The organism is Acidovorax sp. JMULE5, from assembly GCF_013376875.1.
In the GTDB taxonomy this organism is placed as follows: Bacteria; Pseudomonadota; Gammaproteobacteria; order Burkholderiales; family Burkholderiaceae_C; genus Acidovorax; species Acidovorax facilis.
Window position 1 is genome coordinate 3911455 of record NZ_CP035951.1, and the last position, 21644, is coordinate 3933098.

A 21644-nucleotide genomic window follows, 5' to 3' on the forward strand; every position below is an offset into this window, starting at 1 on the left:
GCCGTACTACATCCAAGAAGAGAAACGCCATGAAAAAACTGCTTGCTTCCTTCATTCTGGGGCTGGGTCTGCTGACCATGGGCAACTTGTCCCTGGCACAGGCGCCCGCCGCCTCCGAGCCGGCTGCTGCCGCGCCCGCTGCTGCTCCTGCCGCAGAAGCCCCGGCTCCTGCTGCTGCCGCAGCCCCCGCAGCGGCAGCGGCCGCCGCTCCCGCAGCTGCCGCCGAGGCACCCGCTCCTGTCCCCAACAAGGGTGACACCGCCTGGATGATGACCTCCACCATCCTCGTGATCCTGATGGTCCTGCCCGGCCTGGCGCTGTTCTACGGTGGCCTGGTGCGCAGCAAGAACATGCTGTCCGTGCTGATGCAGGTGATGGTCACGTTCTCGATGATCGTGGTGCTGTGGTTCATCTACGGCTACAGCCTGGCCTTCACCGAAGGCGGCGCATTCATCGGTGGCTTTGACCGCCTGTTCATGAAAGGCATCTGGGACAACGCCGCAGGCACGTTTGCCAACGCGGCCACGTTCAGCAAGGGTGTCGTGATTCCTGAAGTGGTGTTCGCCGCCTTCCAGGCCACGTTCGCCGGCATCACCTGCGCCCTGATCGTCGGTGCGTTCGCTGAGCGCATCAAGTTCAGCGCCGTCATGATGTTCATGGTGCTGTGGTTCACCTTCAGCTACCTGCCCATTGCCCACATGGTGTGGTTCTGGATGGGCCCTGACGCCTACGCCTCCAAGGAAGTGGCCGACGCCATGACCGGCAAGGCTGGCCAGATCTGGCAGTGGGGTGCTCTGGACTTCGCTGGCGGTACCGTGGTGCACATCAACGCCGCTGTGGCGGGCCTGGTGGGCGCGTTCATGGTGGGCAAGCGTATCGGTTACGGCAAGGAAGCCATGGCGCCTCACAGCCTGACGCTGACCATGGTCGGTGCCTCGCTGCTGTGGGTGGGCTGGTTCGGTTTCAACGCCGGCTCTGCCCTGGAAGCCAACGGCTTTGCCGCCCTGGCCTTCATCAACACGCTGGTGGCCACCGCCGCTGCCGTGCTGGCATGGTGCATCGGCGAAGCGCTGATGCGTGGCAAGGCTTCGATGCTGGGTGCAGCATCGGGTGCCGTGGCCGGCCTCGTGGCCATCACGCCTGCCGCTGGCAACGTCGGTATCGGCGGCGCCCTGGTGATTGGCCTGGTGGGCGGTTTTGCCTGCCTGTGGGGTGTCAACGGTCTCAAGAAGCTGCTGGGTGCGGACGACTCGCTCGACGTGTTCGGCGTGCACGGCATCGGCGGTATCGTGGGTGCCCTGCTGACCGGCGTGTTCAACGCCCCTGGCCTGGGTGGCCCTGGCTACGTGGCCGACTGGGTGACTGCTTCGATGGTCACTGCTGCCGACTACTCCATCGCCGCACAGGTGTGGACGCAGGCCAAGGCTGTGCTGCTGACCATCGTGTGGTCGGGCGTGGTCTCCTTCGTCGCCTACAAGATCGTTGACCTCACGGTGGGCCTGCGTGTCACGGAAGAAGACGAACGCGAAGGCCTGGACATCACTTCGCACGGCGAGACGGCGTACAACCGCTGATCCGCCTGCACCCCACGCGCTGCGGTGTCTGGTGGCACCGCAGCGGCGCAACAAGAACAAGCGAGTCACTCCTCTGGTTGTTGAGCCCGCCGGCAACGGCGGGTTTTTTTCGTACCGGTGGGGGGCTCGCTGTTGGCTTTGGCAGGGTTGCCAAGGCATGCTCCCCCAGACAACTTGCCCGCAGGCCCGAGTCCTTTGCACGCGCGCTGTTCAAAAAATTCACGCACTCCGGGTGTAGCACCGGACATGGCTGCCGCTACGATGCAAGGCATGGACCTCGCCCTTGCCCAGATCACCGAACGTGTGCGCACCGCCGCCGCCGACCAGACCCCCTTGCGCATCCGTGGCGGGGGTACCAAGGATTTTCATGGCCTGGCGCTGCATGGCGAAGTGCTCGACACGCGGGTGCTGCGCGGCATCGTGAGCTACGAGCCGAGCGAGCTGGTTGTCACCGTGCGGGCGGGCACCCCGCTGGCTGAGTTGGAGGCCGCGCTGGCCGAACAAGGCCAATGCCTGCCCTTTGAGCCCCCGCATTTCGCCAAGACCCCCTTGGACGCCGCCACCGTGGGCGGCATGGTCGCGGCAGGGCTCTCAGGCCCCGCCCGCGCCAGCGTAGGGGGGCGGTGCGCGACTATCTTCTGGGCGTGACCCTGCTCAACGGCAAAGCCGAGCTGCTGACATTTGGCGGCCAGGTCATGAAAAACGTGGCGGGGTATGACGTGTCCCGCCTCATGGCCGGTGCCTGGGGCACGCTGGGTTTGCTGACCGAGGTCAGCCTCAAGGTGCTGCCCGTGGCGCCCGGCGAGGCCACGCTGCGGTTTGACGACATCAACCAGGCCGATGCCTTGCGCAAGCTGCACGCCTGGGGCGGCCAGCCGCTGCCCCTGAACGCCAGCTGCTGGGTGCAAGACGGTGGCGTGGGCACGCTCTATGTGCGCCTGCGCGGCGCCGTGGCGGCGGTCGAGGCCGCCTACAAAACGATGGGTGGCACGCGCATGGACAACGCCACGGTGGCCGCCGACTGGACGGCCTGCCGCGAGCAGACCCTGCCCTGGTTTACCGCACGTGCTGCACAGCCCGGCCACGCCCTGTGGCGCCTGTCCGTGCCTGCCACAGCCCCGGTGCTGAGCTTGCCGGGCGGCGCGCAGCCGCTGGTCGAGTGGCATGGCGCGCTGCGCTGGGTTCAAGCGCCCGAATCCGCAGGCGACGCCCTGCGCGAAGCCGCTCGGGCTGTGGGTGGAAATGCTTCTATTTTTGTAGCTGCTAGCGCAGGTGGGATAAGCGCCAGCGGCACATTTGACCTTCAGTCCAAGGCGCTGGAACACATCCACACTCGGCTCAAGCACAGCTTTGACCCGGCTGGCATCTTCAACCCCGGCCGCATGGCGCGGGCCTGGTAGGCGGGGTCAGTTCCATCACCACCACCGTTTTCACCGTCACCTTGGCCATGCGACGCCTTCGCCACCTCACCGGAAACCGCCGCACGGTCGCCAGCAACCGGGTGCTGGGCCTGCTGCTGGCGTTTAATGCGGGGGCCGTCAATGCAGGGGGCTTTCTGGTGGTGCACCTGTACACCTCGCACATGACCGGCTTTTTGTCCTCGCTGGCCGACAACCTGGTACTGGGCCAGATGAAGATTGTGCTGGGTGCCATCGGTGCGCTGTGGGCCTTCATGTCGGGCGCAGGCACCACGGCCATCATGATCAACTGGGCGCGCCAGCGCAAGCTGCGCAGCACCTTTGCCCTGCCGCTGGTGCTGGAGTCCGTGCTCATGCTGCTGTTCGGCCTGGTGGGGGCCATCACGCTCACCTGGCCCACACCGTTTGCCGTGCCGCTGGCGGTGTTGCTGCTCTCCTTCATCATGGGCCTGCAGAACGCCACGGTGACCAAGATGTCGTCGTCGCAGATCCGCACCACCCACATGACGGGCGTGGTGACCGACCTGGGCATCGAGATGGGCAAGATGCTGTACTGGAACCGCACCGGCACCGCGCCCGAATCACAAGTGCGCGCCAACCAGGCCCGGCTGCGGCTGTTTGCCGGGCTGGTGGGCATGTTCCTGGTGGGCGGCATTGCGGGCGCTGCGGGCTTCAAGCATGTGGGCTTTGTGTTTGTGGTGCCGCTGGCGCTGGTGCTGCTGGCCCTGTCGCTGCCCCCGCTGTGGGCCGACCGCGCAAGGCTGCGCCATCCCTTGCGCAAGCCGCTGGCGCTGGAAGCGCCCTTGGACCCACCGACCGCGCCGCGCTGAATCGGCCCTGATCTTTTTTGTCTCTTCGCCCAGGCATGCACCATGCAAACCCAGCTCTCTCCTGAATACCGCGCCCGCGCCGATGGCCTGGAGGCCGAATCCATCCTGCGCAAGTGCGTGCACTGCGGCTTTTGCACCGCCACCTGCCCCACCTACCAGCTGCTGGGCGACGAGCTGGACGGTCCGCGCGGCCGCATCTACCTCATCAAGCAGGTGCTCGAAGGCGAGACCCCCACGCGCAAGACCCAGATGCACCTGGACCGGTGCCTGACCTGCCGCAACTGCGAAAGCACCTGCCCCAGCGGCGTGCAATACGGCCACCTGGTTGACATCGGCCGCAAGATCGTCGATGAAAAAGTGCCTCGCCCCGTGGGCGAAAAAGCCCTGCGCTGGGCGCTGAAGGAGGGCCTGCCTTCGCCGCTGTTCGCCCCCGCCATGAAGGCCGGGCAACTGGTGCGCGGCCTGCTGCCCGCATCCCTCAAAGCCAAGGTGCCTGCGCCCCAAAATGCCGGCGCCTGGCCCACACGCGAGCATGCCCGGAAGGTGCTCATGCTGGCGGGCTGCGTGCAACCGGCCATGATGCCCAACATCAACACCGCCACAGCCCGCGTGCTCGACGCCGTGGGCATCCAGACCGTGATCGCACCCAAGGCCGGCTGCTGCGGCGCCGTCAAGTTCCACCTCAACGACCAGGAAGGCGGCAAGGCCGAGATGCGCGCCAACATCGACGCCTGGTGGCCGCTGGTGGAGCAGGGGGTGGAGTCCATCGTCATGAACGCCTCCGGCTGTGGCGTGACGGTCAAGGAATACGGCCACATCCTCAAGGACGACCCGATGTACGCGGCCAAGGCCGAGCGCATCAGCGCCCTCACGCGCGACCTGTCGGAACTGCTGCCCGCCCTGCTGCCCGAGCTGGCCCACAAGCTCGCCGGGCGCGTGCAAAAGCCCGACACGCTGTTCGCCTACCACCCGCCATGCACGCTGCAGCACGGCCAGAAGCTGCGTGGCGGGGTGGAGATGCACCTGAGCCAGCTTGGCTTCAAGCTGCGCACGGCGCGCAACGATGCCCACCTGTGCTGCGGCTCGGCGGGCACCTATTCCGTGCTCAACCCCGAGCTGTCATACCAGCTGCGCGACCGCAAGCTCGGCGTACTCGGCGAGGCCTTTGGCGACCAGCCACCGGACATGATCCTGTCAGCCAACATCGGCTGCATCACGCACCTGCAAAGTGGCACGGGCACACCCGTGCGGCACTGGGTGGAGGTGCTGGACGAGGCGCTGCGCGCAGGCTGACCCTCCCATGCCCTGCTGCACAGGCACAGGGTAATTCAGGCCTCTGTCAGAGGCTGTTTTGCGCCCGCTGACCCAACGCTGGCATGATCGAGGGTTTTGTCGCCCCCATTTTTGCCCCGGAACTGCACCGCCATGACCGACTCCGTGTCCGCACAAGAACAACCCCACACAGCCCCTGTCGAACCCTTGGCAGCGCCTGTGGCAGCCGCGCCCACGGAGGCTGGGGCTCCCCCCCAGCGCACAGGGGGCTCGCGCCGCGGTGGCCGCAACCGCCGCAATGCTGACGGGCGCCAGGCGCCCCGGAGCGCGGAGGGGGCCGAGGGCGCCACCGTGCCAGCTGGCGCCCCGGGCCCGCGTGCGCCCCAGCGTGTTCACCCCGCGCTGGAACAACTGGCGGGGCTCTATCCCCATCTGTTTGGCGCCGTGTTCCGCCCGCTCAAGCGCGGCATCTTCCAGGACCTGCTGGCCGCCCACCCCGAGCTGTTCGAGCGCGAGGCGCTCAAGGTGGCGCTGGGCATCCACACCCGCTCCACACGGTATCTGCAAAGCGTGGCGGCGGGCGACAAGCGCCACGACCTGCAAGGCCAGCCTGTGGAAGACATGGCGCCCGAGCATGTGCACCACGCGCTGCTGGAGGTCTATCGCCGCAAGAAGGCCCGCGCCACCGAAGACCTGCTGCCCAAGCTGCGCAACCGCATGATCGCCGCGTTCGAGGCCTCGGGCCTCACGCGCGAGGCGTATACCGAGCTGGTGCAAAGCCGCGACGAGGCCGCCAACGCCATCCTCGAAGAAGCCTTTGCCGAATGGGCAGCCCGCAATGCCAAGGACGAAGCCCTGCTGCGCGCCTTTGAAGCCAGTGGGCAGACGCTGGAGGCCTTCGCCGACATGTACGGCATGGTGCCTCGCACCGTGGGGCAGCAGCTGGAGCGTGCACGCCGGCTGGCCGCCGCTGGCGCGTCTGCCTGACCGGCCCACCTCGCACGGCCCCCGCTGCTGAAGGTTCGTGCCATTGGGCGCACCGGCAGCCCCGTGCGAGCTGCCGGTCTCGCGTCAGGTCTATGGGCCGATCCGTGGCGCCAGTGCCCGCGCCGACAGGCTGCTGACACCAGGTTGTCAGTAGCTGCCATGCACCATCCTCCCCCTGAACCACCTACAGAGAGGAGCACACCTTGGCAAGTACCCCCAGCAGCATCCATATCCCCGCTTTCAGCGTGGCGGGCATCGGCGTGCGCACCCGCAACAGCGAAGAGATGAACCCCGCCATCGCGCGCCTCGGAGGCCTGTGGAACCGTTTCTTCAGCCAGAGCTGGGAGCGCAAGTTGCCCAGCCGGGGCGACGATGGACGCATCTTCGGCGTGTACAGCGGCTACGAGTCGAACGAGCACGGCGCCTTTGATGTGACCGCCGGTGTGGCCGTGGCCGACCCCGATGGGGCCCAGGCCGTACCCGGCGCCACCCGCGTTGACATTCAGGCCGGCGACTACCTGGTCTTTACCGGTCAGGGCGATATGCCCCAAATGGTGATCGACACCTGGGTGCGCACTTGGCATTACTTTGCCGAGAACCCACAGGTGCAACGCCGCTTTGGAACCGACTTCGAGGCCTATGAGGGCCCAGACCAGGTGGCCATCCATATCGGAGTGCTGCTTCAAAATTAATAGCTTGTAGCGCTTGATGGATAAGCGCTAGGGCCTTAAAACTCTGCAAAAATAAACCACCATGCGCCGCGCCGACCGCCTGTTTCAGATCGTCCAGCTCATCCGGGGTCGGCGCTTGTCCACGGCCGCCTTCCTGGCCGAGCGGCTCGAAGTCTCGCAGCGCACTATCTACCGCGACGTGGCGGACCTCCAGCACCAGGGCGTGCCCATTGAGGGCGAGGCCGGTGTGGGCTACCGTCTGGGGGCCGGGTTCGAGCTGCCACCGCTGATGTTCAGCCAGGGCGAGGCCAACGCCCTGGTGGCCGCCGCGCGCCTGGCCCAGGCCTGGCTCGACGCCGGGCTGGCGCGCGAGGTCGAGGGGGCGCTGGGCAAGATCCTGTCGGTGCTGCCCCCCGCTGCCCGCGTGGCGGCCGAGGCGCAGGCGCTGTATGCGCCATCGGTGGGGCTGGACCCGCGCGTGCAGGCCACCCTGCAGGCCCTGCGCGAGGCGGTGCACAGTCGCCACGTGGTGCAGATCAACTACGCCGACGTACACGGCCGCCCCAGCCTGCGCCGCCTGCGCCCACTGGGTTGCTTCTACTGGGGCAAGGTCTGGACGCTGTCCGCCTGGTGCGAACTGCGCCATGACTTCCGGGGTTTTCGCATCGACCGCATCGTGGACCTGGTGGTGCTCGACGAACAGTTCCGCCAGGAGCCCGGCAAGACCCTGGCTGACATGCTGCGCAAGGTGGAGGCGGAGATGGCCGCCTGCCCGCCCGAATGGGGGGCAGCGCAGACGCCGGGGCTCAATGCCTGAAGTGAAACACCCCCTGAGTCGCTTCGCGCCTTCCCCCTCTCTCTCCTCGCTGCGCGAGTCGGGAGGGGGACGCCCCCAGCGCGGCGGGGCGGCCCTTGCGCGGGGGCATTGGCCTTGGCCGCGCCAGCTTCGTGCGTCGAGGGTGGCGCGCAGCGCAATGAATAGCTGATACGGATTCGCGTTCGATTACGTCAAACCGTCCACGCTCAGCGTGGACGGTTTTGTATTTTTTGACTGCAGTTGGGTATGAGACCTTGAACAGCTCCCGAGGTATTTAGCCCGCGCGGGGTGCCAGCCCGTCCCGGTAGCGCCGGCTGCAGGGCACGCTGCTCCCATCCCTCATCACCAGGCGCGCGTCGCCGCTGTCCAGCGGCTCGATCACGGCGATGGCGTCCAGGTTGACCGCGTAGCTGCGGTGCACGCGCACGAAGCGTGACGGGTCCAGCTGGGTGAGGAAGTCGGTGAGTGTGGAGCGCAGCAGGTAGTCGTGCCCATTCACATGCAGGCCCACGTAGTTGGCCTGGGCCTGCAGCCAGGCGATGTCGCCTGCGGCGATCAGGAACTCGCGGCGCAGCTTGCGCACCAGGAAGCGTTCGGGGCGTTGTGCGGGCGGGGCGTGCGGGGTTTCGGGCGTTGATGCCGGGGCTTGCGCCGCGGGCGTTTCTGGCACGTCCTGCACCTGTGACGCGGGCGGTTCGGGGGCATCCAGCACGCGCGCCTCGCCCTGCAGGCGCAGCAGCAAGAAACGGTAGCTGACCAGCGCGCACACCGTGAGCGCGTAGCTGCGCACGTCTTTCAGGTATTCATACCCCCACTGCGCCCACCAGCTTGGCGGCTGGTAGCGCTCGCCCAGGGCCGCATAGCCCGCATGGCGCAGCGCCCACATGCCCGCCAGGTGCACGGTGCAGTAGGCCACGCTGGCCAGCACATGCCAGGGCAGATGGCGCCGCAGCGTGCCCCAGCGCAGCACAAAGCGCCGCTCGAACGCCACCACGGCCGGGATCAGCGCCGCCACCACCAGCGCGCTCGTCAGCTCCCACAGCAGTGGCTCCCACACGGCCACGCTCCGCCCGGCGCTGCGCAGTTCGATCCGGGTCACCACCGTGTTGAAGGTCGCCTGCACCAGCAGCACCACGGCCCAGAAGCTGACTTCCGCACGGCGCCGCAGGGCGCGGTCGTGGGGGTAGCGGTCGATCCAGGCGGGCGCGGGGGCGGTCATGGGTGGCAAGTGTAGGCAGGGCCGTGCGCCGCCGGGCGGGAGTTTCCCCGGGGCGGTTTCTTTTCGTCCCTCCTGCCCGCCGCTGGTCCCAGTGGCACCCCGGCCCGTCCCTCGGCGGTGCCGTGAGAAGGGGCGGGGCTGCAGCATCAGGCCCTGTGTCCACCCTGTCTGCGTTGTGCCATGTCTACACCCTCTTGTGCCCCCGTCCGCCGCCATGACATCGACGCGCTGCGGGCGCTGGCCTTTGCCCTGGTCATCCTGTACCACGTGGCCATGTATTACGTGGCCGACTGGCACTGGCACCTCAAAAGCCCGTACGTGGCGGAATGGCTGCAGGCGCCCATGCGCGCGCTCAACCTCTGGCGCATGGACCTGGTGTTCCTGGTCTCGGGCCTGGCCTTCGGGCTGGTCCGGCGGGGGCAGTCGGTGGCGGGGCTGGTGCGGCTGCGCAGCCTGCGCCTGCTGGTGCCGTTGGCCTTTGGCATGGCCGTCATCGTGCCCTACCAGCCCTACGCGCAGGGGGTGGCCAACGGGCTCATCGCGCCGGGCTTCGGCGCCTTTCTGCTGCGCTACTACAGCGGCAGCACCTGGCCGCCGGGCGCATTTGACGGCTGGCACGCGGGCGTCACCTGGAACCACCTGTGGTACCTGGCCTACCTGTGGGCCTACACCGTGGTGCTGGCGGCGCTGCTGCCCTTGGCCGAATCCGCCGCCGGGCAGCGCCTGCGCCGAGCCTTCACCGGGCTGCGGGGCGCTGCACTGATGGTGGTGCCCGTGCTGCCGCTGGCGCTGTATTCGGTGCTGCTGTGGCCGCATTTGCCGCCCACGCACGACCTGGTCCATGACGGGTGGCTGCACGCCGTGTACTTCACGGTGTTTGTCTATGGCTACTGGATCGGGCTGGATACCGGTCTGTGGGTCGAACTGGTGCGCCTGCGCTGGCGCACCCTCGGCCTGGCGCTGGTGCTGCTGGTTCTGTACCTGGGTCTGCTGGGCCTGGCGCAGCAGCACGGCGTGCGGTCCGCGCGCTGGCCGCTGCGCGTGCTGGCAGACGTGTACCTGTGGGCGGCCCTGCTCACTATCCTGGGTTGGGCCCATCACCGCCTCAATCGGCCCTGGCCCTGGCTGCGCTGGGCCAGTGAGTCGGTCTACCCCTGGTACCTGCTGCACCAGACGGCCATCATCGTGCTGGTGGTGTGGCTGGCGCCTGCGCAGCTGGGGCCGGTGGTGGAGCCGCTGGCCCTGGTGGCCGGGACGGTGGGGCTCTGCTGGGGGCTGACGGCGGTCGTGCAGCGTGTGGGATGGTTGCGGCCGTTGTTCGGGTTACCCGGCCGAAGCCAGGTGCCATCGGCCAGGCTGGCGGAAGTGGGATTGTGTGCAGACCCGGTACCACCCGTGCGCTGACAATACCGCCATGCCGCCCAGCGCAATAGCTTCTGCCGTCCTGCCTTTCATGCGGCCCGCGACCGACGCCGACTCTGCCAGCCTGGCCCGCGTGTGGCGCCGGGCCTGGTGCTCCGCCAATCCGTCGGTGGAGTCGGTGGCTCCGCCCGGCCAATGGGAGGCGCGGGTCAGTGCGGAATTCGGTCCGCCCTGTGTCACGCTGGTGTGTGCCGAAGGGCCAGAGGTCACGGCGTTCCTGGTGCTGGATGTGGCCTGCGCCTATCTGCACCAGCTGTTCGTAGACCCCGATTTCCAGGGCCAGGGCGCAGGGGCCGAATTGCTGCAACAGGTGAACCGCCTGTGCCCGGACGGCTGGACCCTGCATGTGGCCACGGCCAACCACGGCGCGCGGCGCTTCTACGCACGCCATGGCCTGGTGGCAGGGCTCGTCGACACCCATCCGGCCACGGGCCGGGAGCGGGTGTTGTGCCGGTGGTCGCCCCCTGCTACGCCTGCCGCAGGCTGAACAGGTCGGTGATTCAGGCGGCCAGCGCTGCCTCGATATCCCCCGCCAGCTTCTTCGGCGCATCCTGCGGCGCATAGCGGCGGATCACGCGGCCGTCCTTGCCGACCAGGAACTTGGTGAAATTCCACTTGATGGCCTTGCTGCCCAGCAGCCCCGGGGCTTCGGCGGCCAGCCACTGGTACAGGGGCGAGGCGTTGGCGCCATTCACGTCGATCTTGGCCATCATCGGAAAGCTCACGCCGTAGTTGAGCTGGCAGAAGCTGGCGATCTCGTCGTTGCTGCCGGGGTCCTGGCTGCCGAACTGGTTGCAGGGGAATCCCAGCACCACCAGACCCTTGTCGGCATATTGCTTGTGCAGCTCTTCGAGCCCGCCGAACTGGGGCGTGAAGCCGCAGGCGCTGGCGGTGTTCACGATGAGCAGCACCTTGTCCTTGTATTGCGACAAGGGCACGGTCTTGCCGTTCATCTGCTGGGCTTCAAAGTCGTAGATGCTGGTGGGCATGCGGAACCTCCGGGGTTGGATGACGGGCCATGGTAGCCCCTGCCGCCAATCCGCGTGCGGCGCGTGGCCTGTTCAGTGGGCCGTGGCGCCGGGGCGGCGAAACTGCAGCGCCGCGAGCAAGGATGCCAGCAGGATCAGCGCCCCACCCAGCACGGTCCGCGTGCTCAGGGTGGAGGCGCCCAGCAGGGCCGACGACACGCTGGCAAACATCACCTCCGACAGCATCACCAGCGCCGTGGTGCCCGCCGCGAGGCGCGCGGCGCCGAACTGCAGCGCCCAGTTGCCCAGCATGAGCACCCCCGCCAGCAGCAGGCCGGTGACGACCCAGGTGGTGTTGGGGGCAGGGAAGGGCTCCACCACCCCCACTTGCAGCCCGATGCAGGCCACCACCAGCGCCATGAGCATGCAGCCGCCGAACATGGTGACCATGCGCGCAGGCCCCGGCACGGCGTGCAGGCGGCGCAGCGTGACGTTGGTGAGCGCGAACATGAAGCCGCCCAGCAGGGCCAGGCCATCGGCCAGCGACAGGTTCTGCAGCAGGCGCGTGGCGGGGGCGCCCTCGGGCAGCAGCACCAGCACCACGCCCGCAAAGGCCAGCGCCAGGCGCAGCAGCGCCGAGGGCGTGGGGCGCTCGCCCAGAACGCGCCAGGCCAGCAGCACGGCCCAGGCGGGCATCAGGTAGAACAGCAGGATCACGCGCACCACGTCGCCAATGGTCACGGCCCAGTTGAAGGCCACGTTGTTCAGCCCCGAGGCCAGCGCCAGCAGCCACAACTGCGGGTGCGCCCGCACCTGCGCCAGGATCCCCGGCCGCCAGGCCAGCAGCGCCACCAGCACCAGGGCGTACATCGACGCCGTGGCCCACAGCGGATGCAGCCCCGCCTGGTGCATGCGCTGAAACGGCCACCACGCCAGGCCCCAGACGAAGGCGTTGAACAGCAGGGCGGCGAAGGGCAGGGGGGAATGCATTGAGAATGAAAATAAGCTCTAGCGCTTAATGAGTATGCGCTAATAGCTATAAATTATGTAGCAAACGGTGCCAAATGGCGCGGCGCCAAAAACTGGCACGCCCCAAGGCCAGTGCACCCGTGGAACTGGCTTTGCCAGGCCACCGGGTGCGTCCCCCTCCGGGGGAAGCGGCGCAGCCGCACAGGGGGGCAACTCAATGATGCGTATCGTGCCGCGCAATGTCCAGCAAGTGGTTCACTTCGTCGCGGTAGTTGATGCAGTTGCGCTGGTGCCAGCGGCGGATGATCCACATGATTCCGGCCACCACGAGGCCAAAGGTGATGATCGCGCCAAACACCGACAGCCCCAGCTTGAGCGACAGGCTGTAGAACGCGCCCAGGCCCAGGATGCAGGCCTGTTCGTTGAAGTTCTGCACAGCAATCGACCGGCCCGCGCCCATCAGGTTGTGGCCCCGGTGCTGCAGCAGCGCGTTCATGGGCACGACGAGGTAGCCGCCCAGGCCGCCCAGCAGGATGAGGAAGGGTATCGCCAGCCAGATGTTGCTGATGAACACCATGAGGATCAGCAACAGCCCCATGCCAATGCCCAGCGGGATCACCTTGGTGGCCATGTCCAGGCGCATGCGCATGGACGCCACCACCGCGCCCACGGCCGTGCCGATGGCCACCACACCGGTGAGGGCCGAGGCCTGCGTGGTGTTGTAGCCCAGCGCCACAGCCGCCCAGGCCAGCACGATGAACTTGAGGTTGCCGCCTGCGCCCCAGAACAGGGTGGTGGTGGCCAGCGAGATCTGGCCGAGCTTGTCGCGCCACAGGCGGCCGTTGCAGGCCCAGAAGTCGGGCAGCAGATTGAGTGCGTTGGCCAGCACGCTGCGCGAAGGGTCGGCGCGCAGGGGGCGCATCTCCACCCCGGTGTGCGGGATGCGGGTGTTGAACCAGGCCGCCAGCGCATACACCGCAATCAGTGCGGCGATGGCGGATTCAGCGGGCGTGTCCACGCCGGTGTCGATCATGGGGATGTCGATGCCCAGCAGCATGTGCGACAGGTGCTGCCCCACCAGCTGGCCGCCAAACAGCACGCCGAGGATGATGGACGCAATGGTGAGCCCCTCGATCCAGCCATTGGCCTTGACCAGTTGCGAGGCCGGAAGCAGCTCGGTGAGGATGCCGTATTTGGCGGGCGAGTAGGCCGCCGCACCCAGCCCCACCACCGCATAAGCCATCAGCGGGTGCGAGCCAAACAGCATCATGAGGCAGCCCACCACCTTGATGGCGTTGCTGACAAACATGACCTTGCCTTTGGGCAGGGCGTCGGCAAAGGCGCCGACAAAAGGCGCCAGCACCACATAGAAGAGCGCAAACATGGGCACCAGGGCGGCGCGCTGCCACTCGGGGGCACCTTCTGTACGCAGAAGCTCCACGGCGGCCACGAAAAGTGCGTTGTCGGCCAGCGAGCTGAAAAACTGCGCCGACATGATGGTGTAAAAACCGCGCTTCATCGAATGGCTGGTGGCAGCATCAGTTCGGCTGATGCCCTGTTAAATGTGGGGACCCTGGCAAGTGACGGACGGTTATATCACGCGGATAAACGGCCACGGTGCCAGAATCCGGTGCTTCCCACCCGGTCAAACCCCATGCCCCGTCCCATTGCCGCCACCATCCACACCGCCGCCCTGCACCACAACCTGGAGCGTGTCCGACAGGCGGCCCCTGATGCCAAGGTCTGGGCCGTGGTCAAGGCCAATGCCTACGGGCACGGCATTGAGCGCGCGTACGAGGGCCTGCGCGGCGCCGACGGTTTCGCGCTGCTGGACCTGGCCGAGGCCGAGCGCGTGCGCCACCTGGGCTGGCGCGGGCCCATCCTGCTGCTCGAAGGTGTGTTCGAGCCGCGCGACCTGGAGCTGTGCTCGCGCCTGGGCCTGTGGCACGCAGTGCATTGCGACGAGCAGATCGACATGCTGGCCGCCCACAAGACGCAGGTGCCGCACCGTGTGTTCCTCAAGATGAACTCGGGCATGAACCGCCTGGGCTTTGCGCCCCAGCGCTTTCGCGCTGCCTGGGCGCGCCTCAATGCGCTGCCGCAGGTGGACGAGATTTCGTTCATGACCCACTTCAGCGACGCCGATGGCCCCCGGGGCGTGGCGCACCAGCTGGCCGTGTTCAACACCGCAGCGCAAGACCTGCCGGGTGAGCGCACGCTGAGCAACAGCGCCGCCACCCTGCGCCATGCGGCGGACGCACGCGTGCGTGCCGACTGGGTGCGGGCCGGCATCGCGCTGTATGGCAGCGCCCCCGACTACCCGGAGCACACCGCCACCCACTGGGGCATGCGCCCCACCATGACCCTCGCCACCCGCCTCATCGCTACGCAGCAGCTGCAGGCGGGCGACACCGTGGGCTATGGCTCGCGCTTCACGGCCGATGGGCCGCTCTTGATTGGCGTGGCGGCCTGCGGCTATGCCGACGGCTACCCGCGCCACTGCGACACCGGCACACCCGTGCTGGTCAACGGCATCCGTACGCGGCTGGTGGGGCGAGTGAGCATGGACATGATCACGGTGGATCTCACGCCGCTGCAGCAGGCGGGCGTGGCCGCAGGGTTTGGCAGCGAGGTCACGCTGTGGGGCCAGGCCAGCAACGGCACGGTGCTGGGTGTGGACGAGGTGGCCGCCGCTGCGGGCACCGTGAGCTGGGAGCTGCTGACGGCGCTGGCCCAGCGGGTGCCGGTGTCGGTGGACGGCAACGCCTGATTCATCGACAAGTTCACGCACGGCCGTATGCTGGGCTGCAGCGGCGCGGCAAACTGGTGTGAAATGGCGCGGTTCTGGCCGAACATGCGGCCGGCGACCACCCACTTTTCACCGCAGGCGTTCCCTCCATGGCCACATCCCGCAGCGACCGCAGCAGCAACAGCAGCAACCACGGCAAGAAGAAAACCTCTACCTGGCGCTCCGTGCGCATGCAGCACCACGGCACGGTGGCGCGCACCCTGCAGCAGCGCTACAGCCTGCGCTGGCATGGGCTGCTGATCGGCAGCTTCACGCTGCTGCTGATGTGGTGCACCTCCCATGTGCAGATGCTGCTGGGCGTGGAGTCGCTGGCGCTGCGGTATTTCGTGACCCTCTCGGTCGGCTACCTGGGGTACCTGCTGGTGCTGCGGGCCTGGGCGGCACGGCTGATACGGTCGGACCGGGACACAGGAGGCGATGGCAGCAGCCTGGACGTGCCCGATGTGTCCTGGCCCAGTGGTTCCTCGTCTGGCGGCAGTGGCCAGGTGCCGCTGCCGCGCACCGGCGGCGGTGATTTTGGCGGCGGCGGCGCATCCGGTGACTTTGGCGGTGCGTGGACGCAGGGCCTGTCCAGCGGGGGCTCCGGCAGCGATTCCAGCGCGCTGGGCGACCTGGCCAGCGGCGCCGCCGACGCCATTGGCAGCGCCGACGAAGGCGCGGTGGTGGTGGTGCCCGTGGTGGCGATTTTTCTCATCGGCGCGGCGATCATCTTTGGCGCGGGCTCGCTGGCCATGCTGTTCTTTGGCTGGGATGTGCTGCTCACGGTGGCGGTAGAGATCGCCTTCTCGGTGGCCACCGCCCGTGCCGCCGTGGGCGTGGAGCGTGAGGGCTGGCTCACGGCTGCCGTGCGCCTGACCTGGAAGCCGCTGCTGGGCGCGCTGGTCTGCGCCGTGGTGCTGGGCGCCACCATCGACCATTTCATGCCCGGCGTGCAGTCGTTGCCCCAGGCCGTGCGGATGATCCAGGGGCAGTGATGGAAAAGATGGAGTGCTACTAAATTGGTAGCTATAAATGTATAACCATCAAGCGCTAGGCCCCGGTTTTCACCATTTTTCCCTCTTGGAGCGGGGGCGGGCCTCCTGCGCCTCCCTTCCCGTCGCTAGCTGCGGCAGTCCCGGCCGCCCTGGCAGCCGGTGTCGATGGCGTCCAGGTTGCTGCGCACCTGTGCCAGCAGGGCGAGCAGCTGGGCCTGCGTGGCGTCGTCACACCCCTTGAGCAGCGACGCCGCCAGCCCCCGGCGGGCGTCGCGCAGCGCCTGGTGCAGGGTCGCACCCTGGGCGCTCAGGCGCAGGCAGCGGCTGCGCTTGTCCTCGGCATTCTGTGCGCTCTCCAGCCAACCCTTGTCCTGCAGCATCCCCACCATGCGGGCCACCTGTGCCTTGTCGGCACCGCTGTGCGCCACCAGTTCGCGCTGCGTGGTGCCAGGGTGGCGCCCCACGAACATCAGCGCCCGCACTTCGTTGTGCGTCAGGTCGGGGTGGATGGCGGCCATCGTGCGCACCATGTGCGTCCGGTAGACATGCAGCAGGTCGTGCATGGCTTCAAAGACATCGGCAGGTGCGTGGGTGGTCATGGCGATATGTGGTTGACAAAATCAACTAATGCACAGATCATTGGTTGACTAAATCAACATTTTAAGCCATGAACGCACCTCTGCCTACCGCCACTCCCCCGGTTGACGCTGCACACCTTGCCGTCGAACGCGTCCGCCACCCTTTGCAAGCCCGCCAGCTCCAGGTGGTGCGGCGCGCCGCCGTCAGCCCCGGTTTCGTGCGGCTCACCCTGGCCGGGCCCGAGCTGGCCGGGTTTGTGAGCGCGGGGTTTGACGACCACCTCAAACTGATCCTGCCCCAGCCGGGCCAGGAGCGCCCCTCGCTGCCGTCCCTGCAGGACGGCCGCCCGGTTTTCCCCGATCCGCGCCCCGTGCTGCGCGACTACACCCCCGCACGTTATGACGCCGCCACGGGCGAGCTGGACATCGAAGTCGCCCTGCACGACGCAGGCCCCGCCACTGACTGGGCCGCCAGCGCCGCCGTGGGGCAGTGGGTGGGCATTGCCGGGCCGCGCGGCAGCATGGTGGTGCCCACGGCGTTTGACTGGCACTGGCTGCTGGGCGACGAAACCGCGCTGCCCGCCATCGCCCGCCGCCTGGCCGAGCTGCCCGCCCACACCCAGGCCACGGTGCGCATCCAGGTGCGCAACCCAGCCGACCAGCGCGTGCTGGCCAGTGCGGCACAGCTCGACCTGCAATGGGTGAGCGCGCTGCCCGCCGCCGTGGAAGCCCTGGCGCTGCCACCAGGAGTGGGTTTTGTCTGGGCCGCGGGTGAGCACAGCGAGATGGCCGCCGTGCGCCGCGCCATGCTCGCCAAGCCGGGTGTGGACGCCAAGCGCATGCGCATCTCCGCCTACTGGAAGCGCGGCGCCGCCGACCACCACGAAGACTTAGTCCAGTGAACCTGAGAAATCGGCGGTACGTGAGTACCTAGCCGCCCCGCATGCTAGGCGGCGGGCGCAGCCGGGTTGTATACCCGGCGAGCACGGCAACGACGCATGCGGGGCGGCTAGGCACTCACCCAAAGGGCCGGGGCCCCACGAGTCGCAGTGCAGCGTTGCAGTCCTTGTCAAGGCGGCCAGCCTTGACTGCGGCCTGCGCCTAGCCCCGCACCCCTTGGAGCACCGGCGTACCGTCGATTTTTCAGGTTCACTGGACTACTCAGCGCAGCAGGGTAAGCCCCGCCGCCCGCTGCACTGCTTCGGTCATGTGGTGCAGCGCCTGCACGTTCAGGCGCCAGGATTGCCAGTACAGCGGCACGTCCACCGGCTTGCCCGGAATCAGCTCGACCAGCGTGCCAGCCTCCAGGTCGTGCTGCACCATCGGGTCGGGCGTCATGCCCCAGCCCAGTCCGGCCCGGGTGGCCATGACAAACGCGTGCGCCTCGGGCAGCCAGTGCACGGGCGGCGTGAGTTTGCGGCGCGTGATGCGCCCCACAAACCGGGCCTGCAGCGCATCCTTGCGGTTGAACACCAGCATGGGCGCCGTAGCCAGCGCAGCAGCGGTCACCCCTTGAGCAAAGTAGCGCTGCATGAACGCGGGGCTGGCCAGCGCCCGGTAGCGCAGCGTGCCCAGCGGCAGCACCTTGCAGCCCTGCACGGGCTGCGGGTCGGCCGTCACGGCGGCCATCACGCGGCCTTCGCGCAGCAGGTTGGCTGAATGGTCCTGGTCCTCCACGTGGATGTCGAAGGTGATGCTCTGGCCCTCGGCCGCCTGGGCCATGGCGTGGGGGAACCAGGTGGCCAGCGAGTCAGCATTGACGCCAATGGCCAGGCGCGTGGACGTGTGCTGCCCGCCGCCAATGGTGGCCAGCGCGTCGGTCTCGCTCAGTGCCACTTCGCGTGCGTGCCGGTACAGCGCCTGCCCCGCTTCGGTGGGTGTGCAGGGCGTGGCGCGGCGCACCAGCACCTGGCCCACGCGTTCTTCCAGCAGTTTCACGCGCTGTGACACCGCCGAGCGGGTGACGTGCAGCGCGGCAGCGGCACGCTCGAAGCTGCCCTCGTCGATCACGGTGGCAAAGGCGTTGAGCTGGGCAGAGTCGAGGGGCATGGTGCGTTAGCCATTTTGACGGATCGTTAAAAAGTATAGCTGGCGTGACGAGAATGCGATCCCCACAATCCACGCCCATGAGCACCACTGCCTTTCTTCACGGATTCACTTCGACGGCACTTCTGATCATGGCCATTGGCGCGCAAAACGCCTTCGTGCTGCGCCAGGGCCTGCGGCGCGAGCATGTGATGCCGGTAGTGCTGGTGTGCGCACTGTCCGATGCGGTGCTGTTGCAGGCGGGGGTGTGGGGCATGGGCGGGGTGCTGCTGGCACGGCCCGAGTGGGCGCAGTTCATGCGCTGGGCGGGCGCGCTCTTCCTGGCCGCCTACGCCGTGCAGGCCGCCAGCCGGGCCTTCAAGCCCGCCCAGCTGCTGGTGTCCGCCAACGGGCCGGGCGCCAGCCTGCGCACCACCGTGCTCACGGTGCTGGCGCTGACCTGGCTGAACCCGCATGTGTACCTGGACACCGTGCTGCTGCTGGGCACCATGGCCACCCCGTACCCCACCTGGGGCCGTGCCACCTTTGCCGCCGGGGGCTCGCTGGCCAGCGCCTTGTGGTTCCTGACCCTTGGGTTTGGCTCGCGCTGGCTGGCGCCTTTGTTCGCATCGCCCGGTGCCTGGCGGGTGCTGGACGCTGGCACGGCCGTCACGATGATGGGTTTGGCCATGGTGATGGTTCTAAGCTAACAAACACAAGTTCGTTACACGGAGAAGCGACTTGCGCCATAGTGGGGGACTGACTGATCTGGAGTGATTCCCCATGCGTTTCAAGACCCTCTTGCTCGCGGCCGCGCTGGCCACGGCGCTTCCGATGGCCGTGCAGGCCAAGACTTTCCGCTGGTCCCGCTCGGTGGACATTTCCACCTGGGACATCCACACCCAGAACGTGGGCGTGAACAACACCATGCACGGCGCGGTGTACGACACGCTGGTCGAATACAACAGCAAGACCTTCAAGCCCGAGCCGTCGCTGGCCACCGAGTGGAAGCTCATCAAGCCCACGCAGCTGCGCCTGACGTTGCGCAAGGGCGTGAAGTTCAGCGATGGCAGCGAGTTCACGGCCGACGATGCCAAGTTCTCGCTGGAACGGGCCAAGGCCAAAAGCTCGAACTTTGCTGTTTACACCCAGGGCATTGACCGCGTGGAAAAGGTCGATGCCTACACCATCGACATCCATTCCGACCTGCCCAACCCCGTGCTGGTGAACCAGCTCACTGAGTTGCGCATCATGAGCAAAGCCTGGGCCGAAAAGAACAAGTCGGTCGAGCCCAAGGACATCAAGACCAAGGACGAAACGTACGCCCACCGCAACGCGCTGGGCACCGGCCCCTACCAGCTCAAGCAGTGGGCACCCGACCAGCGCGTGGTGCTGGAGCCCAACCCGAACTGGTGGGGCAAGGGCAAGTACCCCACCAACCTGACCGAGATCGTCTACACCCCCATCAAGGCCGACGCCACGCGCACGGCGGCGCTGCTGTCGGGTGAGATTGACTTTGTGATCGACCCCAGCCTGCAAGACCTGGCGCGCATCAAGCAGACGCCCACCCTGCAGGTGCTCGAAGGGCCGGAGTACCGCACCATCTTCCTGGGTCTGGACCAGTTCCGCGACGAGCTGCCCGGCTCGGACGTGAAGGGCAAGAACCCGCTGAAGGACCTGCGCGTGCGCAAGGCGCTGTACCAGGCCATCGACATCCAGTCCATCCAGCGCGTGGTGCTGCGCGGCCTGGCCCAGCCCACGGGCACGCTCATTGCCAACCAGGTCAACGGCTGGACCAAGAAGGCCGACGTGCGCTACCCCTACGACGCCAAGGCCGCGCAAAAGCTGCTGGCCGACGCGGGCTACCCCAACGGGTTTGAAGTGGACTTTGCCTGCAGCGCGGGCCGCTATATCAACGACGAACAGCTGTGCCAGGCCATCACGTCACACTGGGCCAAGGTGGGCGTCAAAGCCAAGCTGCGCTCACTGCCGTTTGCCACCTACTTCCCGATGATCCAGCGCAACGAAGCCAGCATTTACCTGCTGGGCTGGGGCGTGCCCACGTTCGATGCGTTCTACAGCCTGCAGTCGCTGGTGCGCTCCCCCGGCGCGGGCGGGGATGGCAACTTCAACCTGGGCCGCTTCTCGGACCCGCAACTCGATGCGCTGATCGAGCGGGTGAAGAAGGAAACGGATACTGCGACGCGCAACGGCCTGATCGAGCAGGCGCTGATCAAGGAGCACGAACTGGTGTCGCACATCCCGCTGTACAACCAGGTGATCCCGTGGGCGGGTACCAAGAAGGTGGAGATCATCCACCGCGCCGACAACCGCATCGACTGGCGGTATCTGAAGGTGAACTGATCCCGGTTGCCAGCAAAAAACCCCGGTGCTTCGTGTCAGAAGCACCGGGGTTTTTTTTGCGTCCGCAGGTGGCGTATCAGGCCAGTGCGCGCTGCACGGCGGGGCGCTGCAGCATGCGCTGTGTGTGTGCAAACACCTTCGGGAACTGGGCGATGTCCACGCCGTCGCTGTGCAGCCAGGTGCCGATGGTGAACAGGTAGCCGTCGGCCACGGTGTACTGCTCGCCCATAACCCAGGGCCCCTGGTCCGCTTGCGGCAGGTAGTGGGTTTCGATGAGGTGAAAGCACTCCGTCATGTTCTGCGGCACCTTGCGCTGCATCGCCGCCTGGGCTTCGGGCTCATCGGCCCAGCGGCTGGCGCGGGGGCGGTGGGCATGGGCGATGTGCACGGTGGACGCGAGGTAGCTGTGGAACTCTTGCAGGCGCGCAAAACCATGCGCGTCGGCGGGCGCCAGGCGCGCCTCGGGAAAGCTCTGTGCCACATAGGCCAGCAGCGCCGGGGTTTCGGTCAGCGTGCCGTGCGGCGTGGCCAGCGCGGGCACGCGGCCCTTGGGGTTCACCGCCAGATACTCGGGTGTGCGTTGCTGGCCAGCGGCGAAGTCCACGCGCACCAGGTCGTAGGGGGCGCACGCTTCTTCCAAAGCGATGCGAACGGCCTGCGCGCAGGTGCCGGGGGTGTAGTACAGCGCGAGTTGGGTCATGGTTGGTTTGCTATGAATTAAATAGCTGTTGACGCATATTCCACTAG

Annotated in this window: 20 protein-coding genes and 1 pseudogene; 14 read left to right on the forward strand and 7 right to left on the reverse strand. The window is 67.4% G+C overall.

What is annotated here, in order from left to right:
• The first annotated feature begins 29 nt into the window (after nt 1-29).
• The 7 genes and pseudogenes from amt (at nt 30) to EXV95_RS17785 (ending at nt 7569) form a co-directional block, all read left to right on the forward strand.
• On the forward strand, nt 30-1574 hold the full coding sequence (gene amt / locus EXV95_RS17755) for an ammonium transporter (protein ID WP_176887882.1): 1545 nt from the start codon (nt 30-32) through the stop codon (nt 1572-1574).
• A gap of 261 nt (nt 1575-1835) precedes the next feature.
• A pseudogene (glcE, locus tag EXV95_RS17760) lies at nt 1836-2974 on the forward strand (glycolate oxidase subunit GlcE).
• Between the two features lie 47 nt (nt 2975-3021).
• Nucleotides 3022-3822 (forward strand): YoaK family protein, encoded by an 801-nt coding sequence (locus EXV95_RS17765; RefSeq protein ID WP_055399803.1) that lies wholly within the window; start codon nt 3022-3024, stop codon nt 3820-3822.
• 42 nt (nt 3823-3864) lie between these two features.
• The gene (gene glcF, locus EXV95_RS17770; RefSeq protein WP_176887883.1) at nt 3865-5115 is read left to right on the forward strand and encodes a glycolate oxidase subunit GlcF; all 1251 of its coding nucleotides are present in this window, start codon (nt 3865-3867) and stop codon (nt 5113-5115) included.
• Between the two features lie 132 nt (nt 5116-5247).
• On the forward strand, nt 5248-6081 hold the full coding sequence (locus EXV95_RS17775; protein ID WP_176887884.1) for a ProQ/FINO family protein: 834 nt from the start codon (nt 5248-5250) through the stop codon (nt 6079-6081).
• 203 nt (nt 6082-6284) lie between these two features.
• On the forward strand, nt 6285-6773 hold the full coding sequence (locus EXV95_RS17780; RefSeq protein ID WP_176887885.1) for a GyrI-like domain-containing protein: 489 nt from the start codon (nt 6285-6287) through the stop codon (nt 6771-6773).
• 61 nt (nt 6774-6834) lie between these two features.
• Nucleotides 6835-7569 (forward strand): YafY family protein, encoded by a 735-nt coding sequence (locus EXV95_RS17785; RefSeq protein WP_176887886.1) that lies wholly within the window; start codon nt 6835-6837, stop codon nt 7567-7569.
• A 274-nt stretch (nt 7570-7843) separates the two neighbouring features.
• Here EXV95_RS17785 and EXV95_RS17790 read toward each other — a convergent pair whose 3' ends face one another.
• A complete protein-coding gene (locus tag EXV95_RS17790) occupies nt 7844-8788 on the reverse strand; it encodes a LytTR family DNA-binding domain-containing protein (RefSeq protein WP_176887887.1) in 945 nt (314 codons plus the stop codon).
• 180 nt (nt 8789-8968) lie between these two features.
• Here EXV95_RS17790 and EXV95_RS17795 point away from each other — a divergent pair, with 180 nt between their 5' ends.
• Together EXV95_RS17795 and EXV95_RS17800 are read left to right on the forward strand one after the other, a co-directional pair.
• Complete coding sequence (locus tag EXV95_RS17795) at nt 8969-10192, forward strand: acyltransferase (RefSeq protein WP_176887888.1); 1224 nt, start codon at nt 8969-8971, stop codon at nt 10190-10192.
• Nucleotides 10193-10202: 10 nt separating this feature from the next.
• Nucleotides 10203-10697, forward strand: coding sequence for a GNAT family N-acetyltransferase (locus tag EXV95_RS17800; RefSeq protein WP_176887889.1), 495 nt, complete (start codon nt 10203-10205; stop codon nt 10695-10697).
• 13 nt (nt 10698-10710) lie between these two features.
• Here EXV95_RS17800 and EXV95_RS17805 read toward each other — a convergent pair whose 3' ends face one another.
• The 3 genes from EXV95_RS17805 to lplT all read right to left on the reverse strand — a co-directional run bounded on the left by EXV95_RS17805 (nt 10711) and on the right by lplT (nt 13666).
• Nucleotides 10711-11199, reverse strand: a complete 489-nt coding sequence (locus EXV95_RS17805) for a glutathione peroxidase (protein WP_176887890.1) — start codon at nt 11197-11199, stop codon at nt 10711-10713.
• A gap of 72 nt (nt 11200-11271) precedes the next feature.
• Entirely contained in the window at nt 11272-12168 is an 897-nt protein-coding gene (locus EXV95_RS17810) for a DMT family transporter (protein WP_176887891.1), read from the reverse strand.
• A gap of 193 nt (nt 12169-12361) precedes the next feature.
• The gene (gene lplT, locus EXV95_RS17815) at nt 12362-13666 is read right to left on the reverse strand and encodes a lysophospholipid transporter LplT (protein WP_055399829.1); all 1305 of its coding nucleotides are present in this window, start codon (nt 13664-13666) and stop codon (nt 12362-12364) included.
• Between the two features lie 135 nt (nt 13667-13801).
• On the opposite strand from lplT, the gene alr reads away from it, so the two are divergent.
• Together alr and EXV95_RS17825 are read left to right on the forward strand one after the other, a co-directional pair.
• On the forward strand, nt 13802-14917 hold the full coding sequence (gene alr, locus EXV95_RS17820) for an alanine racemase (protein ID WP_176887892.1): 1116 nt from the start codon (nt 13802-13804) through the stop codon (nt 14915-14917).
• A gap of 128 nt (nt 14918-15045) precedes the next feature.
• Nucleotides 15046-15930 carry a hypothetical protein gene (locus EXV95_RS17825; RefSeq protein WP_176887893.1) on the forward strand — a complete coding sequence of 295 codons (885 nt, stop codon included), beginning with the start codon at nt 15046-15048 and terminating at the stop codon, nt 15928-15930.
• Between the two features lie 125 nt (nt 15931-16055).
• On the opposite strand, the gene EXV95_RS17830 is transcribed toward EXV95_RS17825, so the two are convergent.
• A complete protein-coding gene (locus EXV95_RS17830; RefSeq protein WP_176887894.1) occupies nt 16056-16529 on the reverse strand; it encodes a MarR family winged helix-turn-helix transcriptional regulator in 474 nt (157 codons plus the stop codon).
• Nucleotides 16530-16597: 68 nt separating this feature from the next.
• On the opposite strand from EXV95_RS17830, the gene EXV95_RS17835 reads away from it, so the two are divergent.
• Nucleotides 16598-17410: a siderophore-interacting protein gene (locus tag EXV95_RS17835; RefSeq protein ID WP_176887895.1), complete on the forward strand. Its 813-nt coding sequence runs from the start codon at nt 16598-16600 to the stop codon at nt 17408-17410.
• A 259-nt stretch (nt 17411-17669) separates the two neighbouring features.
• Here the strand turns inward: EXV95_RS17835 and EXV95_RS17840 are convergent, their stop codons facing one another.
• Nucleotides 17670-18557, reverse strand: a complete 888-nt coding sequence (locus EXV95_RS17840) for a LysR family transcriptional regulator ArgP (protein ID WP_176887896.1) — start codon at nt 18555-18557, stop codon at nt 17670-17672.
• Nucleotides 18558-18634: 77 nt separating this feature from the next.
• Here EXV95_RS17840 and EXV95_RS17845 point away from each other — a divergent pair, with 77 nt between their 5' ends.
• Together EXV95_RS17845 and EXV95_RS17850 are read left to right on the forward strand one after the other, a co-directional pair.
• Entirely contained in the window at nt 18635-19243 is a 609-nt protein-coding gene (locus tag EXV95_RS17845; protein ID WP_176887897.1) for a LysE/ArgO family amino acid transporter, read from the forward strand.
• A gap of 73 nt (nt 19244-19316) precedes the next feature.
• A complete protein-coding gene (locus tag EXV95_RS17850) occupies nt 19317-20897 on the forward strand; it encodes an ABC transporter substrate-binding protein (RefSeq protein ID WP_176887898.1) in 1581 nt (526 codons plus the stop codon).
• 76 nt (nt 20898-20973) lie between these two features.
• Here the strand turns inward: EXV95_RS17850 and EXV95_RS17855 are convergent, their stop codons facing one another.
• Complete coding sequence (locus tag EXV95_RS17855; RefSeq protein ID WP_176887899.1) at nt 20974-21597, reverse strand: glutathione S-transferase family protein; 624 nt, start codon at nt 21595-21597, stop codon at nt 20974-20976.
• Nucleotides 21598-21644 lie beyond the last annotated feature (47 nt).

Coding starts and splice junctions, on each gene's coding strand:
- amt (WP_176887882.1), top strand. CDS start 30: ATGAAAAAACTGCTTGCTTCCTTCATTCTGGGGCTGGGTCTGCTGACC.
- EXV95_RS17765 (WP_055399803.1), top strand. CDS start 3,022: ATGCGACGCCTTCGCCACCTCACCGGAAACCGCCGCACGGTCGCCAGC.
- glcF (WP_176887883.1), top strand. CDS start 3,865: ATGCAAACCCAGCTCTCTCCTGAATACCGCGCCCGCGCCGATGGCCTG.
- EXV95_RS17775 (WP_176887884.1), top strand. CDS start 5,248: ATGACCGACTCCGTGTCCGCACAAGAACAACCCCACACAGCCCCTGTC.
- EXV95_RS17785 (WP_176887886.1), top strand. CDS start 6,835: ATGCGCCGCGCCGACCGCCTGTTTCAGATCGTCCAGCTCATCCGGGGT.
- EXV95_RS17790 (WP_176887887.1), bottom strand. CDS start 8,788: ATGACCGCCCCCGCGCCCGCCTGGATCGACCGCTACCCCCACGACCGC.
- EXV95_RS17795 (WP_176887888.1), top strand. CDS start 8,969: ATGTCTACACCCTCTTGTGCCCCCGTCCGCCGCCATGACATCGACGCG.
- EXV95_RS17800 (WP_176887889.1), top strand. CDS start 10,203: ATGCCGCCCAGCGCAATAGCTTCTGCCGTCCTGCCTTTCATGCGGCCC.
- EXV95_RS17805 (WP_176887890.1), bottom strand. CDS start 11,199: ATGCCCACCAGCATCTACGACTTTGAAGCCCAGCAGATGAACGGCAAG.
- EXV95_RS17810 (WP_176887891.1), bottom strand. CDS start 12,168: ATGCATTCCCCCCTGCCCTTCGCCGCCCTGCTGTTCAACGCCTTCGTC.
- lplT (WP_055399829.1), bottom strand. CDS start 13,666: ATGAAGCGCGGTTTTTACACCATCATGTCGGCGCAGTTTTTCAGCTCG.
- alr (WP_176887892.1), top strand. CDS start 13,802: ATGCCCCGTCCCATTGCCGCCACCATCCACACCGCCGCCCTGCACCAC.
- EXV95_RS17825 (WP_176887893.1), top strand. CDS start 15,046: ATGGCCACATCCCGCAGCGACCGCAGCAGCAACAGCAGCAACCACGGC.
- EXV95_RS17830 (WP_176887894.1), bottom strand. CDS start 16,529: ATGACCACCCACGCACCTGCCGATGTCTTTGAAGCCATGCACGACCTG.
- EXV95_RS17835 (WP_176887895.1), top strand. CDS start 16,598: ATGAACGCACCTCTGCCTACCGCCACTCCCCCGGTTGACGCTGCACAC.
- EXV95_RS17840 (WP_176887896.1), bottom strand. CDS start 18,557: ATGCCCCTCGACTCTGCCCAGCTCAACGCCTTTGCCACCGTGATCGAC.
- EXV95_RS17845 (WP_176887897.1), top strand. CDS start 18,635: ATGAGCACCACTGCCTTTCTTCACGGATTCACTTCGACGGCACTTCTG.
- EXV95_RS17850 (WP_176887898.1), top strand. CDS start 19,317: ATGCGTTTCAAGACCCTCTTGCTCGCGGCCGCGCTGGCCACGGCGCTT.
- EXV95_RS17855 (WP_176887899.1), bottom strand. CDS start 21,597: ATGACCCAACTCGCGCTGTACTACACCCCCGGCACCTGCGCGCAGGCC.